At 68.0% G+C, this 15,313-nt stretch carries 4 protein-coding genes; all 4 read right to left on the bottom strand.

Translation table 11 applies throughout. The annotated features are described in order from the left end of the window. Positions 1–5: 5 nt before the first annotated feature. On the bottom strand, positions 6–11,645 hold the full coding sequence (locus HV742_RS32120) for a two-partner secretion domain-containing protein (RefSeq protein ID WP_217482410.1): 11,640 nt from the start codon (positions 11,643–11,645) through the stop codon (positions 6–8). 67 nt (positions 11,646–11,712) lie between these two features. Then, complete coding sequence (locus HV742_RS17905; protein ID WP_437340594.1) at positions 11,713–13,416, bottom strand: ShlB/FhaC/HecB family hemolysin secretion/activation protein; 1,704 nt, start codon at positions 13,414–13,416, stop codon at positions 11,713–11,715. A 344-nt stretch (positions 13,417–13,760) separates the two neighbouring features. After that, positions 13,761–14,147 (bottom strand): RidA family protein, encoded by a 387-nt coding sequence (locus HV742_RS17900; protein WP_049070378.1) that lies wholly within the window; start codon positions 14,145–14,147, stop codon positions 13,761–13,763. Then, complete coding sequence (locus tag HV742_RS17895) at positions 14,144–15,307, bottom strand: NAD(P)/FAD-dependent oxidoreductase (protein WP_175146037.1); 1,164 nt, start codon at positions 15,305–15,307, stop codon at positions 14,144–14,146. Before HV742_RS17895 ends, HV742_RS17900 begins: the two co-directional genes overlap by 4 nt. Between the last annotated feature and the right edge of the window lie 6 nt (positions 15,308–15,313).

The following is a 15,313-nucleotide window of genomic DNA, read 5'->3' as shown; positions in this document are numbered from 1 at the left end:
TCGCATTACTCTAAGGTTTTCCCGGGCTGGAGTGCGGGAGGCAATGGTTGAGGGGTAGTAATTTTCATATCGTATGCTTTTCCCGTCGCGGAATTGTACTGATAATGAATGGTTATGTTCTCTCCGCTAGGCAATCTGTGGCTCACTTCCATTTTTTTCCACCCCTCAGCTCGTGGAAAATCTTTGTCACCAGCCAGCTTGGTGTCTCGACCAGCAGAGGGATTCTCTTTAACTCTGTTCCACAAAATCTGCTCATTCAAGTCTCGCGGCACCCTAGACTGATAATTCTTTGCAGTGGAGTGGTTTGCGTAATTGGGAAGACCGGCAGGAAATTCATCAGTAGAATTTTCCCGCCCATAATTATTTCTGTTTAATCCGGACCGCTCAGAAACAGTGCTTGGGTTATACGGATCACCTGGAACAGTCGGCTTACCACCACTAAAGCCTGCGCCTTCATCTTTTGCACCATTCAAGTTTGGAGATTTCGCCTTCTCAGGCGCCAATTGCACCCGCCGCCCCCCAACCGATCCGATCCCCTTCATCACGCCATCGGCCACCGCCGGCAATACCGCCAGAACCCCCACCTTCAGTCCCTGGCTTCGCATCGCTTCCAGATCCTGCACCTCCTGCGCCGTCAGATAGCCACTCGCAGACAGATCTTCCTTGGACAGCGTATTCAGCCATGATCCCTGGCCCTCGCGCTCGCGCGCCTGCTCGGCGGCAAGCGCCCGCAATTCCAGGTTCGTGTAGTACTGCGTGCGCGCCTGCAGCAGATTGTTGGCGGCCGTGGCTGCTTCCGTGCGGTCCAGGCTGTTGGCCTGTGTCTCCAGGGCTGTGATATCGGCGCGCAGCACTTGCGCCACCGCCGCGCATGCCTGCGGGTTCTCAATGCAAGCGCGTTCCGCCCCGTTGTTGCGGTTCACACTGATGGCATTGAGCCGATCCACTTCCTTGCGGGCTTGCACGCAAACATCCCCGGCGCAATCCTTCAATACCTGCCGCGCCGCAAGGTACAACTTCAACTCATCCGGCTTGAGATAGTTGTTTTCCGTTTCATTGATCGCCGCGAAGACTGCCTCCGCGCCCGAGACGCCTGACGTTTCCGCAATCCCCGCCACCAGCGAGCCGATCAGGTTGCGACGAACTTCCTTCTCTTCCGGGGTCATCTTCGAGGCATCGCCCGCCAACAGCGCATTCAGCACCGCACCGGAACCCGCGCCCAGCGCGCCCGCGCCGCAATCGCTGCCTTTGCCTGCCGCGCCCGCGCAACCCACAATCGCGTGCATGGCGGCGCGAGCCGTCTCCGCCATGGGGCCGTCGCCCACCGCCGAGACGATTTGCTTCACCTCGGATGCCGCCAACCCTTGCAGATAATTGACTGCGGTCGCCTGGATCGCGTCACCGGCCGCGCCGGTCACATTGCCGCTCACAGCTCCCAAGATCGCAGTCAGCCAGCGACGGCTCTCGCCACCCGGCCCCCACGTCTTCGCATCCTCAAAAGCTTGCTTTAATTGATCTCGACGCGGTCCTTCAGGTTCGTTCTTCAGCGCATCTTCCAGCGCTTTGGCTTCCCTGGCCCGCGTTTCCAGGAACTGCCCGACCTGCTTCTGAGCCTCCGACGCAATCTCGAACCCCGCCTCGATCTTCTTCTTGTCGAAGATCGGCTTGAGCGCATTCAACGTATCCGACGACGTGTCGCGATTCAGCGCAGCGATCGTCTGTACCGCCGTCATCCCCGTCAGATCCTGCTGCGCGGCCTCATCGCGAATCACGACATTGCCGCCGCTGATCGCGCTGCGCGTGGTCGAGCTGGCATTGCCGGACGCGCCCACGACGACAGGCAGGCCTGCCGACGCGCCGCTCTTGTCGGCCGGGTCTCGCGCCTTGTCGGCGCCGCCCGCCGCCTGGCCGTGGGTGTTCGCGCCTACGTCCGCTTTGCCTGCGTCGTCTTTCTTGGGTGCGCCCCCGCCATCGCCGCCCCAGCTATAGCCCCCGCTGAGCGCAATCTGGTCGGCCTTGTATCGCGCCGTGTTCTTGACGTCCTGAACGACCAGCGTGCCGGTAGTGAGCGCGTTTCGGCCATCGAGCGCCGCGCGCTCGCTGCTGGATATCAGCCCGCCGATCAATGTCGTGTTTCGCGCGACATCCAACTGGAATCCGCCGTCACCGGCCTTCAGTCCCGCCTGTTCGCTGGCGGACTTGAAGTTGCTGTCCATCCGGCCTTGCGCCACGTTGCCGGATACGGAACTCTTGCAGTAGCCATAAACGCAGATCTTGGCTTGGGCACCGGCGCTCTGCTGCTTGGAGGCGTACGTGCTGACATCCTGCAAGGTCTCGATGCGCAAGCCACCGCCTACCAACGCCATGATCCGGTCGGCCTGTGCCGCCGCGCCGATCAAGGAGGTGTCGCCGCCGGAGTGCAGCGCAAGCACATCGCCAGCGCTCACGTTGCTGTAGGCCCAACTCGCATCCCGGCCATCGGCATGGCCGCGAGCGCCGCTGACGCCGATGCTGACCATGACGCCAGCCCCGTTCTCGCTATCGGCCGACACGCCGATACCCACGCTTGCGCTGGAACTCTTGTTCTTTGTGCGCTGCTCGTATGTGTTTTGCGCGGCCCGCAGCAGGATGCTTCCCTCGGCCTCAAGCAAGGCATTGCCGCCCGCCGACAAGCGCGATCCCGCGACCGCAATGTCCGAAGCGGCCCCAGCGCCCCGGGCCAGGAGCGTGATATCCCTGCCGGCGGCCACGGTCGATCCGGCCGTCGATGCAGACGCGCGGTCCGTGGCGCTCTGGCTCTTGCTGGCGCCCAGGTCGATGCTCAGGCTTGCGCCGCCGGCGCTCTTGGGATCCGCCATCACCGAGTCGTAGGCATTGAGCGCGGCCATACCCGTGGTCGCCAGCGCCAGGCCCTGCATGACCTTGTTGTCGGTCTTGCCGGCGGCCTGGTGCATTTTTCCCGCCGTCTGCATCGCATCGATCACGGGTGTCCTGGCGTTGATGCTGACGCCGGACTGCTTGACCTCGTGGTATTCCTTGTCGCGCGTGGTGTCGATCGCCGCGGCGATATTGACGCCGCGCCCGATCAGCGCCACATCGCCCTGGCGCGCCACGATGTTGCTGCCCGTCAGGTTCAGCGCGCGGTTCGCGCGAATCAGCGTGTCGCCCTCAACGCTGCCCACCATGCTCGCGGTATGGAACACGTTCTTGCCATCGAGCGAGTCGGTTTGCCTGCGCGTGCCGTAGCTCAACCCGCCCATCGCGCCCAAGCCGGACTGCTTGTCCTGCTCGTAGTGGCGGATGTCCATGGTGTTGGCGCCGGCGGTGATCTTCACATCCCGCGCGCCCGACACCGCCAGGTCATGCTGCGCGCCCAGGTTCGAGCCGCTGACCGCTACGTCACGGCCGGCCGTCAGCGTTGCCGTGTCGCCCGTGAAGGTCGTGGCCTGCGCCCGCTCGGTCGTGATGGCGTTGACCATGTGATTGGAACGGCTGGACAGGAAGCCGTGCTGCTTGCTGTAGGACTCGATGTAGGAGTGCTGCGTCCGCACGCCGGCCGTCGCGTTGATGTCGCGCCCGGCTTGCACCGCCAGATGCTTGCCCGCGGTGACATCGGCCGCGCGCGCGTTGATGTCCCGGCCCGCCACCAGGGCCAGGCTGCCGCCGGCGGCAAGCGCCGCGCCGATCTCGCGGCCTGTGCTCAGTTCGTAGCGGTTGCGCGGGTCACGCTCGAGGCGTTCGCCCTTGCGCTCGGTCAGGGTGGCCATGTTGACGTCGCGGCCGGCTTGCAGGCGCGCGTCGTCCCGGGCGGCGATTTGCGCCGTGGTCAGGCGCAGGTCGCGCCCCGCCCGCACGTCCAGGCTGCCCGCGTCGATCCGCGCCTTGCCCGTGAGATAGGTGCCCCAGGTATTGCTGGCGCGTTCGGACGCCGAGGTCGAGGTAAGCGCAATGTCGCGTCCGGCGCTCACGCCAATCTTGTCGCCTTTGATCAGCGATGCCAGATTGGTCATGTCTTGGCGCGCGATCAGGTCGATGGTGCCGCCCGCCTGGAGAGTGCCGCCGGCCCGGTTGACGATGTTGCCGGCGCGGATCACGGTGGCTTGACGCCCCGCGACGGCGCCACTGTTGACGAAATCGCCCTCGGCGGCAATGTCGACGTCGCGCCCGGCGATCAACGTGCCGTCCCCCTTCAGGTCGTCCTTCCGGACCAGGAGATACACCTGCGGCACCAGCACCGACTGGACGCTGCCATCGGCCAGGGTCACGGGCTGTTCCACCAGCCATACCAGATCGGTGAGCAGCAACTGCTGCTGGGCTTCGGTCAGCCTGGCGCCCAGCTTGATGCCGTGCGCCTGCGCGAAGCGGGCGCCGGCCGCGAGCAAGGCCTTGTACTGCGCATCCTGATTGCTGTAGTTCTCCAGGAAGCGCTGGCCGCTGGTGGCGAGAATCTGGTCGGATACCACCTTTTGCTCATGGAATCCGTCGCCCAGGCGCCGGGGCTGGCCCGCCGGCGTGAGGAACTTGGCGCCCGGCGGGATCAGGTCGTCCCAGCCGCCCAGATGTGCCACCGTCACGGCGTCCCCCGCGCCTGCCATATCGCCGTTCTGGCGCGCGGGTGGCGATACCAGGACGGGATCGCCGGCGCGGCGATCGCCACCGCCCGCGTTCTCGCCGGCCGAGGCCTCAGGCAGCGTGCCGGGCTGCCGCAGCAGATCGAGCAGGTAGTCGCTGGAGACGTGGGCGTGGCCGGCAGTAAAGCGCGGGTCGGTCGCCACCAGGTAGGGCGCCTGCGGCTGCCTGTTGACCACGAAGAGCTGGTTGTCGGGAATACCGGCCGGACGGGCAACGGTGCGGATGGCCTTGCCGCCCGGCAGGTCGACACTGAAGACCCGCACCGGCTCCGGCGCGCCTATGGGGGTCGCGGCCGGCGCGCCGCCCGACAGCGTCAGGGCGGCGCCGCCCGTCGCGGTGGCGACCGGCAGGTCAATCGCTTCGGCCGCCAAGGTGCTGGCGTAGGGGCTACTGCTTTCCCAGCGCGTGGATTTGCGCGCGTGCCGCTGCTTCTCGAAGCTCAAGGTCATGACGCCTTCGCGCGTCACGGTGTGCGTGCCGCTGGCGCCGATGTTGTCGATGGCGGGTCCGACCACGGACAGCGCGCCGCCGGCGGCGATGCGGCTCTTGTCGTTGGTGACCGCCCCGGTCAAGGTCATCGCGGCGCCAGACAGGATCTGCCCGGGATCGGACGACACCGTCCGGGTCTCGACAACCGTCTCATTGACGCGGTAGTACATGAACGCGTGTTGCCAGCGGTCGTTCACGTCGCGGTTGAAGGCCTTGATGCGTGTGTCGAGTTCGAGGTGCCGCGCCTTGTAGTCGGCGTAGGCTTGCTCATACGCGCCGCGGCGCGCGGCATAGGCTTCGCAAACCGATGATTTGCCGTTACGGCATGCCGCCGGTTCGGTTTCATCCCATTGCGGCATCGGACCGTCGGGCGGGGTGACCCCGAAGACCGACCAGATCCGTGCATCCGGGGCGTAGGCGAAGAGGTCTTGCGGGATATCGCAGTCGTCGTCGGCCATGCCCGCGCAGCCCGGCTCCGCCGGGGTGTACGAGGGCGCGATCGGCCAGGTGGTCGCCGTCGGATCCAGGCCCCAGTCTCCATACCAGTTCGGCACGCCATAGTCGAAGGGCGGCCCATAGCGCGCGGCCGGGTACTTCTCGCTGGGTGGCAATAGCAGCAGCCAGTTCTGCTTGCCCACGCCCTGCGCGGGATTCTGCGAGCAGATTCCCCGGTACTCATGGCACACCCAGAAGAACTCGCTGCCGTCCATCAACGGCCCGAACTCCTGCCGGTCCTGATTGACCTGCCGGAAATAGAATTTCGGCTCGGACGAAACCTGTTCAGTCCGGCTCGCATAGCTGGGATTCAAGTTCTCGATCAGCGACGCGGCGATGCTGGCCTGACCTGCCGCCTCGATCGTCGCCGCGCTGTTGCGCACCCGCGCGGCCTGGCCCGTGGCGGTACCTACCGCGTCCAGCGCGCCGCCCACTCGCAGGTCCGCCGCCGAGTAAATCAGGGCGCCCTGCTCGTTGACGAGCGAGCCAGCGCCCAGATCCATGTCCGCTCGCGAGGCGATCACCGCCGCGCCCTTGGTTCCAACCGTGTTGATCAGTGTGCCGGCGCCGATCGATACCTGGTCGCCGTAAATGCGGCCCCGGTTATCCACAAAGCCGGCCGCAATGCGGGTGGTCTTGCCATCGATCAGGCCTTCATTGACCAGCCCGTTGGCGACATCAATCGTGTTGCCACGGCCGGCAATCCATTCGCCCGTCTCATGGTTCACGAACGACTCGGCGCGGATGCCGAGGTCGCGCCCGGCACTGACGCGCGCCCGGTTATCAAGCGCGCCGCCCAGCTTCAGTGTCAGGTCACGGCCCGCGGTGATATCGCTATCCAGGTTCAGCGAGCCGGCGTAATCCAGCAACAGATCGCCGCCCGCGCGCAGCGCGCCCAGGGTCCGCGAGGCCTTGATGCCGAGCGCCAGGTTCCGGCCCGCCGCCAGCTCGCCTCGGCCGTTTTGCAGGACGTCGGTCTCGATGCTGGCATCGCCTTGCGAGACGATCCGGCCCGCGGTGTTGTCAATGTCACGGGCCTTGAGCGACAGGCCTTCGATGGCGTTGATCGCGCCGCCCTGATTGTTGATGCCGTCAGCCTCGACGGCGACCACTCGGCCCAGCAAGCCACGAACCGGCACGGCCGGCGCGGTGGCTGCGCGGTTGTCCAGGCTTGCGGCCGACAGCGCTAGCGTGCCGTCCGCCTGGATCAGGCCACTGCGGTTGTCGACCGCGCCCGGGGTGACGATGGTCAGATCGCCGCCGGCGAGCGTTCCGTCGCGGTTGTCGATGCTGGCTGCGTCCACGCGCGCATGGCCGGCGGCGATCAGCTTGCCGTTGGTGTTGTCCAGGCCCGCGCCCAGGCGGATGCGGGCCGCGCCCGTGGCGGTGAGCGCGCCACCCGGGTTGCGCAGGTGAACCGCCGACAGATCCAACGCCCCGGCGTGCAGGAGGGCCCCGGCTGTGTCGATGTCGCCCGTGACGGCCAGCGTCATCTGGCCCATCGCCGACAGCGCGCCGCCGTCAAGCTGCAACCCATTGGCGGACAACGTCATGTCCTTGCCGGCCAGGCTGACGCCAGGATGCTGGATCGTGCCCGCGTCGACCTGGAGGCCGCCTGGCAGGCGCAATCCGCCATCGGCGTCGACACCGGCCACCAGGCGGCCGGCGTTGTGCAGCAGACCCGGAACGCGAACGCGCAGATCACCGGCGGCGAGCACCGAGCCGGTATTGCTCAATGCGGTATTGGCGCTCAGGTCTGCCTGTGCGCCCGCAACGGCGACACCCGCATGCGTCAGGATGTCGCCAGCCGCCAGGGCCAGTCCGGCGCCTGCTTGCAGGCGGCCGCCCGCCGCTATCCGCAGGTCGCGGGCGGCGGTGGCCGCGAGCGTGCCTTGCCGCGTGGCGATCACGCCATCGAGCTGGGCATCAGTGCCGGCGCGCAAGAACAAATCCTGGCCGGCGCTGCTGCTGCCCGACATCTGCAATGCGCCGCCCGCCGTCAACATGAGCGAGCCGCCCGCCTGTTGACGCGATGCCGCGCCGAAGATGGCATCGCCGCGCGTGGCAGCCAGAGACAGATCGCCCTGCAAGGCCGCGACCGTGCCCGCGATCGACAGGCGCTCGCCCGCGCCCAGCGATTGCGTACGGCCCGCCACCGCGCGGCCCGCGATCGTCATCGAGCGGTCGGCCACGCCAGCCATGGTGGCGGCCGCCTGGATCAGGCCCGGGTCGCCCACCGTGATGTCGCGCCCGGTCAAGGTCAAACCCGCGTCGCTGGCCGCCACGCCATCCACGCGTATGTCGCGCGCAGCGGCCAGCGTCAGATCCGCGGTCGAAGCCAGCGTCCCCGCGACGGTCAGGTCGCGGCCTGCGCGCATGTCCAACGTGGTGGCCGCCCGCAGGTGCGCGTCTTGCCCGACCCGCAGGTCGCCCAGGCCCTTGCCTGCCATGACGTTCAACAGGCCGTTGGCGGCCGTGTTGCCGTTCAGCACCGCGTCCGACGTGGCGGACAGGTGAATATCGCTGTCGCCCTGTATCGCGCCGTCGGCAAGCAACGCGCCGCCAGCTCGCGCGGTCAGCCGTCCGCCCGCCTTCATGGCGCTGGATGCGGCCAGTTTCAGATCGCCGCCGCTGGCCAGCGTGAGTGTGTTCCCGGGTGCCAGCAAGCTACCGTCCAGGAGCAGTTCGCCGTTCGTGCGCAGATTGGTCACGCCCCCAGCGACAACCTGGCCGGCCAGCATCGCCGAATCGGCGTTCACGCTCAACGCGCCGTTGGCCTGCGTCTGCGCGCTGGAGGCACTGACGAGCCTGCCACCCGCATTCAGGCGCATGTCGCCGGTGGCGAGACTCTGGCCCTGCAAGGTCAGGTTCCTGCTTGCCTCCAATGCCAGGTCGGCTAGCGATGACAGCATTCCCGCGCTGGCCAACGCCCCGCCGGCCTGCGCCTTCAATGGGCCGCTCGCCAAGGCGCTGCCGTTCGCGCCCAACGTCAGGTCCTGTTCGGCATTCATGGTCAGCGCACCTTGCGCCGACGCGATCAAGCCCTGCACATTCAGCGTGCCGCCCGCATTGACCGCCGTGCCGCCATCGCCGCGCAGTTCGCCGGCGACGGCGACTTCGCCGTCCGCGCGCAGCGTGGCCAGACCCGCCGATTGCAGACGCCCCGCCTCGCCAATCCGCGCGTCGCCCTGAGCGGACAGATCCAGCTTGCCATCGGCAACGATTCCGCCGCCTGCGCTCAGGTCATGGCCGGCAGCCAGATTGATGTCCGCGAAGGACACCAGTTGGCCATCCTGGCTCAAGTCGCCACCAGCGCGCGCGTCCACGCCCAGGCCTTGCAGGCGGCTGCCCGCTTCCAACCGCGCATTCTGGCTAACCTCCAGGCGCAACCGCCCGCCGAAAGCGAATGCCTCGCCCGCCATCGTCAGGTCACGCGCCCCGTTCAAGACCATGCCACCGTCCGCCGCCGCCATGCCGGCCAGCGCCAGATCCTGGTCGGCGTGCAGCGCCACTTCGCCATCGCTGCGGACGCTGGCGCCGCGCAGCAGGGCAAGGTCGCCACCGGCCGCCATGCGCAACGAGGTCGTGGCATGCAGCTTGCCGCCGGCCCGCGCATCGCGCGCCGCCTGCACAGACAGTTCGTCCAACGAACTGAGTTCGCCATCGATCACCAGGTCCGCGCCCGCCGTCACCCCCAGGCGATCCCTGGAAATCAGGCGGCCCGTCACGCCGATGGACAACGCGTCCCCCGCCGCGCTCAGCAGCCCGCCTTCGGCCGTGGTGACGAGGCCGTCGACGGACAGCCGGCGCGCGGCATCCAGCGCGATGCCGCGATTGGCGCGCAAGGTGCCTGCCCATGCCGCATCGTGCCCGGCCTCGATAGTTGCGCCGCAGTTCGCCTCCCAAAGCCCATTGGCGTCGGCGAACAGGTCGCGCCTGGCCTGCAGGCCGAGATTGCCCGAGGCGGCGCTCTTGCCCGAAAGCCGCAGATCGCGGCCGGACAGGAGCCCGATATCACCCTGCGCGCCCATTTCGCCTCGGGCGTCCACATCGCTGCCCGCGCGCGCGATGAGGTCCCCACCTTGCACGCGGCTCGCGGCGCCTAGCGTCAACGCCTGGCCAGCGGTCATGGACACGGAGCCGCCATCGGCCAACGCGCCGCCATCGACCTGCAGATCACGGCCGGATGACAAGGTCAGGCCAGCATTGCTTTGCGCGAGGCCAGCCAGCGAGAGGTCGCCGGCCGCGTGCATGCGCGCCTGGCCCGACGCGTCTGCTTGCCCGTCGGCGCCAACCCGCAGATGACGCCCCGCATCCAGATCCAACGATCCACCGGCGCTGAGTTTTCCGTCCAAGCGCATATCGCGCGTGGCCCGCGCCTGGGCATCGGCTGCGGACACCCATGCGCCGCCCAAGGCCAGGTCGCGGCCGGCACTGGCCTGCACCTGCTTGCCTTGCAGCCTGCCCGCCGCGCCCTGCACCAGATCGCCGCCACTGATCAGGCTCAGCGCCGCGTCGGTCAGGACCGCACCGCCCAGGGCAATGTCCTGGCTCGCTCGTATCGTCACGTTGCCGGCCGACTGTAATTGCGTGCCGGCCGCCAAGGCCACGCGCCCGTCTGCCTCGGTGAGCAGCGTTCCCGACACCAGCACCTGTTGCGGCAGCACCAGGTCGCGGCCCGCTTGCAGCGTGACGCCATCTTGCGCGGACACCACGCCGTCCACCGTGGATACGCCGCCGGGCGGCTCGCTGGGCGTGGCTGGGCCGAATGGCTTGCCCGGCTGCGCACCTGCCTCCGCGTCCGCGCCGGCGCCGCTTTCGGTGGCTCCGCCCGGCATTGCCGCCTGAGCGGCCACCGTCAGATTGCGGCCCGATTGCGCGCGCGCGTCCTGTCCGGACGTTAGCAGGCCTCCCGACAGCGAAAGATCCCGGCCTGCGGCCACGCGCAAGGCGCCCTGGGTGCGCAGGCTGCCTTGTGCGCCCACCGCCGCATCGCCGCCCGCCTCGATACTCAGCGACGAGCCCGCGCCGACCGCGCCCGGGATCGTCACGTTGCGCGTGGCGACGAGCGCGGCCGCGCCTGTCGCCTGCGCCGCGCCCTGCACGGCCAGTTCGCCGCCGCTGCGCATGCGCAGATCGCCGGCCGCCTGCACAGTGGCGCGCGGCGCAATGCGCACATCGCCGGCGGCATTGACCTGCAGATCGCCCGTCAGCGCGGCCAGATTGCCGCCGATGTTCACGCCCACGCCGGCCTCGGTGCCGATCAGGCGGATGCTGTTGGCGTACATGCCGCCCAGCGCGGCGGTGTCCAGCGCCACGATGGGCGCGGGGCCGTCACCGGCCTGCGCGGATATGGCGTCCGAGCCATAGTCAACGCGCGATGCGCCAGCCGTCACGTTCAGCCGGTTCGCCCAGATGCCCGCGTTGATCTCCAGCGTGCGCGCGAGCAGGTCCACCTGGCTGAGGTTCATGCCGTTCAGGCCTTGCCCTTCGACCGCGAGCCGGCCTCCCGCCACATCGAAGCCAATGCCGCCGTCGGGCCCGACGCGCGGCTTGCCGGTGGTCAACGTGGCGCGGTCCGCGTTCAGGAATCCGCAGCCATTGCAGGTGATGCCCGCCGGGTTGGCGACGATGATGTTGGCCCGATTGCCCGCCACTTCCAACGTGCCGAGCAATTGCGACGGGTTGGGCGCGGTGACCTGGTTGAGAATGGTGCCCGCATGCCGATTGCCCAGCATGAGATTGCCCGACACTTGCCCGGCCAGTTGCGTCTGGCTGGCGCCGCCGCTGTTGTTGAGCACCACACCGGATGGGCCGACGTTGAATTGCGTGTAGCGGTTGTTAGACACGCCGCCGGCCGAAGGCGGCGCGATGTTGACCACCGGCACGCCATGGCTGACGCTCACGAAGGGCTTGGCGCCCGGCACGCTTCTGTCCACCGAGATCGGCAGGGTCTGCGCCAGCACCGGCGACCAGACCTGCGTGAAGACCACGGACCACACGATCAGGGAACGTAACTTGGACATCATGCGTACTCGGTTGAACCAAGAATGGGAACTGGCCTTGTGAATGTCTCGACAACGCAAGGCGGCGGGCTTAGAACTCGAACATCAGCGTCGCTGCGAATACGGGGGAGGCGGTTTTCAACGACTCAGGCTTTTGCAATGGCCAGCCAGCGGAAACGTCGTAGCTGGCGCTGACCGCATTGGCGGCACCGGGCAGGGCGGCGCGGCCGCGCAGCCCGATCACCGCGCCGGCCAGCGTGCGGCCGGACAGCCACATCGCAGACGGGCCGCCCACGCGGCCCACGTCCAGGCCCGCATACCCCTGATGGCCGGGCACGCGCAGCAGCTCGCCCAGGTCCAGCGACAGGTCATTGCGCAGGGTCCAGCCGTCTTCCGCGGCCAGCGTCATCTGGCCATCGAAGCCGCGCACCGCGTAGCGGTTGCCGATGGTGAAGTAGTCGGCGGGCACGATGGGCGTCTTGGCATGCTGGATCTGCCAGTTGACCTGGTACGCCATCTGCTGCCCCGCCACCTTGAAGGGCAGGTATAGACCTGCATTGGCCGTCAGGATGGTGCTGCGGCCGTTCCAGTCGGGATCGCCGTAGACGTAGCCGGGCTGATCGGAGAACTGCGGCAGCGTGCCGCGCACGCCGCCGCCAACGTCCAGCACCATCTGGTCGATGTAATGACGATGGCCGTAGCTGAATTCGTAGCCGACCACGTCGCGCCGCTGCACCTCGATGTCGATGTCGTTGAGGGTGCTGTTGGCACGCTTGCGCAGAAACTTCAGCATGGCGGTGCCCTTGTAGCTGGCGCCGCGGTAGGGCACCACCGACACGCCCGCCTCAACCTGCTTGCTGGTGCCGCCGTAGACGATGGGCTCATCGAAGCCGGCCACGGTCTGGCGGTAGCGCGACTTGCTGGCGCCGGCGAATAAAGTCCAGTAGCCGAACGGGATGCTGTAGTTGACGGAGGCGGCGCGCGAGCCGGCGTCGCTGTTGCGCAGGTCGGCGTTGCTGTTCCAGGAGACCGACAACTGGTCGTACAGGAACAGCGGCGAATCGAGCGTGAGTCCGGCGTTGACCTGGTTCTTGCCGGTGGATTCCAGGCCGGCGTTGTCCCCGCCCACGTAGGCATGCCAGCGCTTGCCGGTGCCGGGCTTGATGATGATGTCCGAGTCGCCCAGCTCGGGGCCGGGCGCGACGTCGATGGAAGCGTCCGCCTGGCCGGCCAGCCGGCGGATGTTTTCCAGCGCCTGGTCGAGGTCGCGCTGGTTGACCTCGCCGCCCGGCCAGGTGGGCAAGGCGGTGCGCCACCAGCCGGGCGTGCCGTCGCTCTTGACCCCGGAGATACGGCCCGGCACATAGCGCAGGGTCAGGGTGCCGCTGGCCAGCGATTGCTCAGGCACCAGCACGCGGGCGGTGATCTGGCCACGGTCGATCAGGCGCGCCATGAGGTGTTCCTGCAAGGCGCGCAAGCCCTGCCCGCCGATGCATTGCCCCAAGACGGTATGGACGTCGCGGCGCAGCGCGGCCGGTGGCGGTGAGCCATCCCACACCACCTGGGCGATGGTGAAGCAGGGTGATTCCTCGGGGAAGACGAGCGGCCCCTCGCCGGGGACGGCGGGCGGCGCCGACAGCACGTCCGGCCTTTCGGCGGCGCGGGCGCGCTGCGCGTCCAGCTCCTGCTCCTGGCGGCGTTGGATCTCGCTGGCGCGCGTGGCGGCATCCGCGGGGAGGGGTTGCGCGGCCGGCCATGGCGGGAAAGCCAGGGCGGCGGTGAACCCAAGGCACAGCCTCAGGCTGGCGGCACGGTGCGCGGCGGCCCTCCTGGGACGCCACCAGCCTCGCGGCGCACCATGATGGTGGCGGCAAGAGGTCTCGATATTGCGGATGAAAACCTGACCGGCTGGCACGCTACGAATTCCCGAAGGCCGAACTTGCCGGCCCATCCAAAGCACTTCCTTGTCAACGCGCCGATTATCAACAGCGAGAAAGCGCAAAACCGGGAAAATGCATCGCGGGATAACGAAATAAGGCGTGTCCGAGGCCGGACCTGGCCTTCATCCGCCGCTGTCAGGGTCGCGACGGGACGCCACGGGAAAGATCCGGCAGCACGCTGCCGGATCGTTGTGGTCGATCAGGCTTCCGACACTGGCCCGCCGACATATCCCGGCCGCTTGGCGGCCGTGACGATGATCTCGACCAACAGATCGGGCGAGGCCAGCTTGGCCTCGCAGGTCGCGCGCGTCGGCAGCGCATTGGCCGGCGCCCACTCGGCCCACACGGCGTTCATGCCGGCGAAATCGCGCTCGATGTCCTTGAGCCAGATCTGCGCCGACAGCAGCCGCGTCTTGTCCGAATCGGCCTGCTTCAGATAGCCGTCGATCTTGGCCAGCACGTCGCGCGTCTGCGCGGCGATGCCGCCTTCGGCCGACGAGGTCACGCCCGCGACGTACACGGTGTTGCCGTGAATCACAATGCGGCTCAGGCGTTCGTTGGAATCCTTGCGCACGATGTCATTCATGAGTGCTGCTCCTTTGAAGTGGATGCCGGCGCGCCCGCGGCGCCGGCGAAACGATCGATGGCGAACGGCGCGATCGGCAGATCGGTCACGCCAGTGGTGATCAGATCGGCCATGATACGGCCGACGATCGGGCCCAACTCGAAGCCATGGGCCGAGAAGCCGAAGGCGTGGAAGGCGCTGTCGTAACGCTGGCTGCGGCCGATCACCGGGATCTCGTCGGGCATGGCGGCCTCGATGCCGGCCCAGCCGCGGTTCACGATCGCTTGCCGCATGTGCGGAAACAGGTCGCAGACAGTGCGCGCGCCCTCGGCCAGTGAACGGAAGTCCAGCTCGGTCCATTCCGCGTCGCGATCGACCCAGGCGCGGCGGCCGCCACCGATCAGCACCGTGCCGTTGGCGCGCTGCTTGAACGACAGCGGCCGACCGGTGCCCAGCACCACCGCGTCCAGGAAATGATCCATGCGCAGCGTCACCAGCATCATCGGGCTGATGGCGGTCAGCGGCACCGGCTCGCCCCATTCGGCCGCGACGCGGTCGGCCCAGGCGCCGGCGCAGTTGAGCACCTGCGGCGCGGTGTAGACGCCGGCGTCGGTCTCGACCCGCCACTGGCCATCTTCATGCGCGGTGCGCAGCACGCGCACGCCTTCCAGGAAGCGCGCGCCCAGGCTGGCGGCCTTGCGGCGGAACGCCAGCGTGGTGCGGTAGGGATCGGCGGCGGCGTCCTCGCGCGCGATCAGGCCGCCTTGCACCGTGGGCGTCAGCGCGGGAATCATCGCCAGCAATTCATCGCGGTCGATCCATTGTTCATGCGTGTAGCCATGCTGTTGCATGGTCGCCAGGCGCGCGCGCAGCGCCGCCGCGTCGGCCTCGTTCTCGGCCACGCGCACCTGCCCATGCTGTTCGAAACCGCAATCGTCATCGACCAGCTCGCCAATGCGATACCAGAGCTCGCGCGAAGCCAGCGCCAGCGGCACTTCGGCCAGGTGCCGCGCCAGGGTGCGCACGCCGCCGGCGTTCACGCCCGAGGCATGGCGGCCGACGTAGTTCTTCTCGATCACCAGCGCCGGCACGCCGGCGCGCGCCAGGTGCAGCGCCGCCGAACTGCCGTGCAGGCCGCCGCCGATGATGATGACGGCGGCCGAGCGCGAAGCGTCCGTCATGGCGGG

This window comes from Achromobacter ruhlandii, assembly GCF_902859695.1.
In the GTDB taxonomy this organism is placed as follows: domain Bacteria; phylum Pseudomonadota; class Gammaproteobacteria; order Burkholderiales; family Burkholderiaceae_B; genus Achromobacter; species Achromobacter ruhlandii.
Note: the sequence above shows the minus strand (reverse complement) of the source record. Positions and strands in the feature narration are given on the sequence as shown.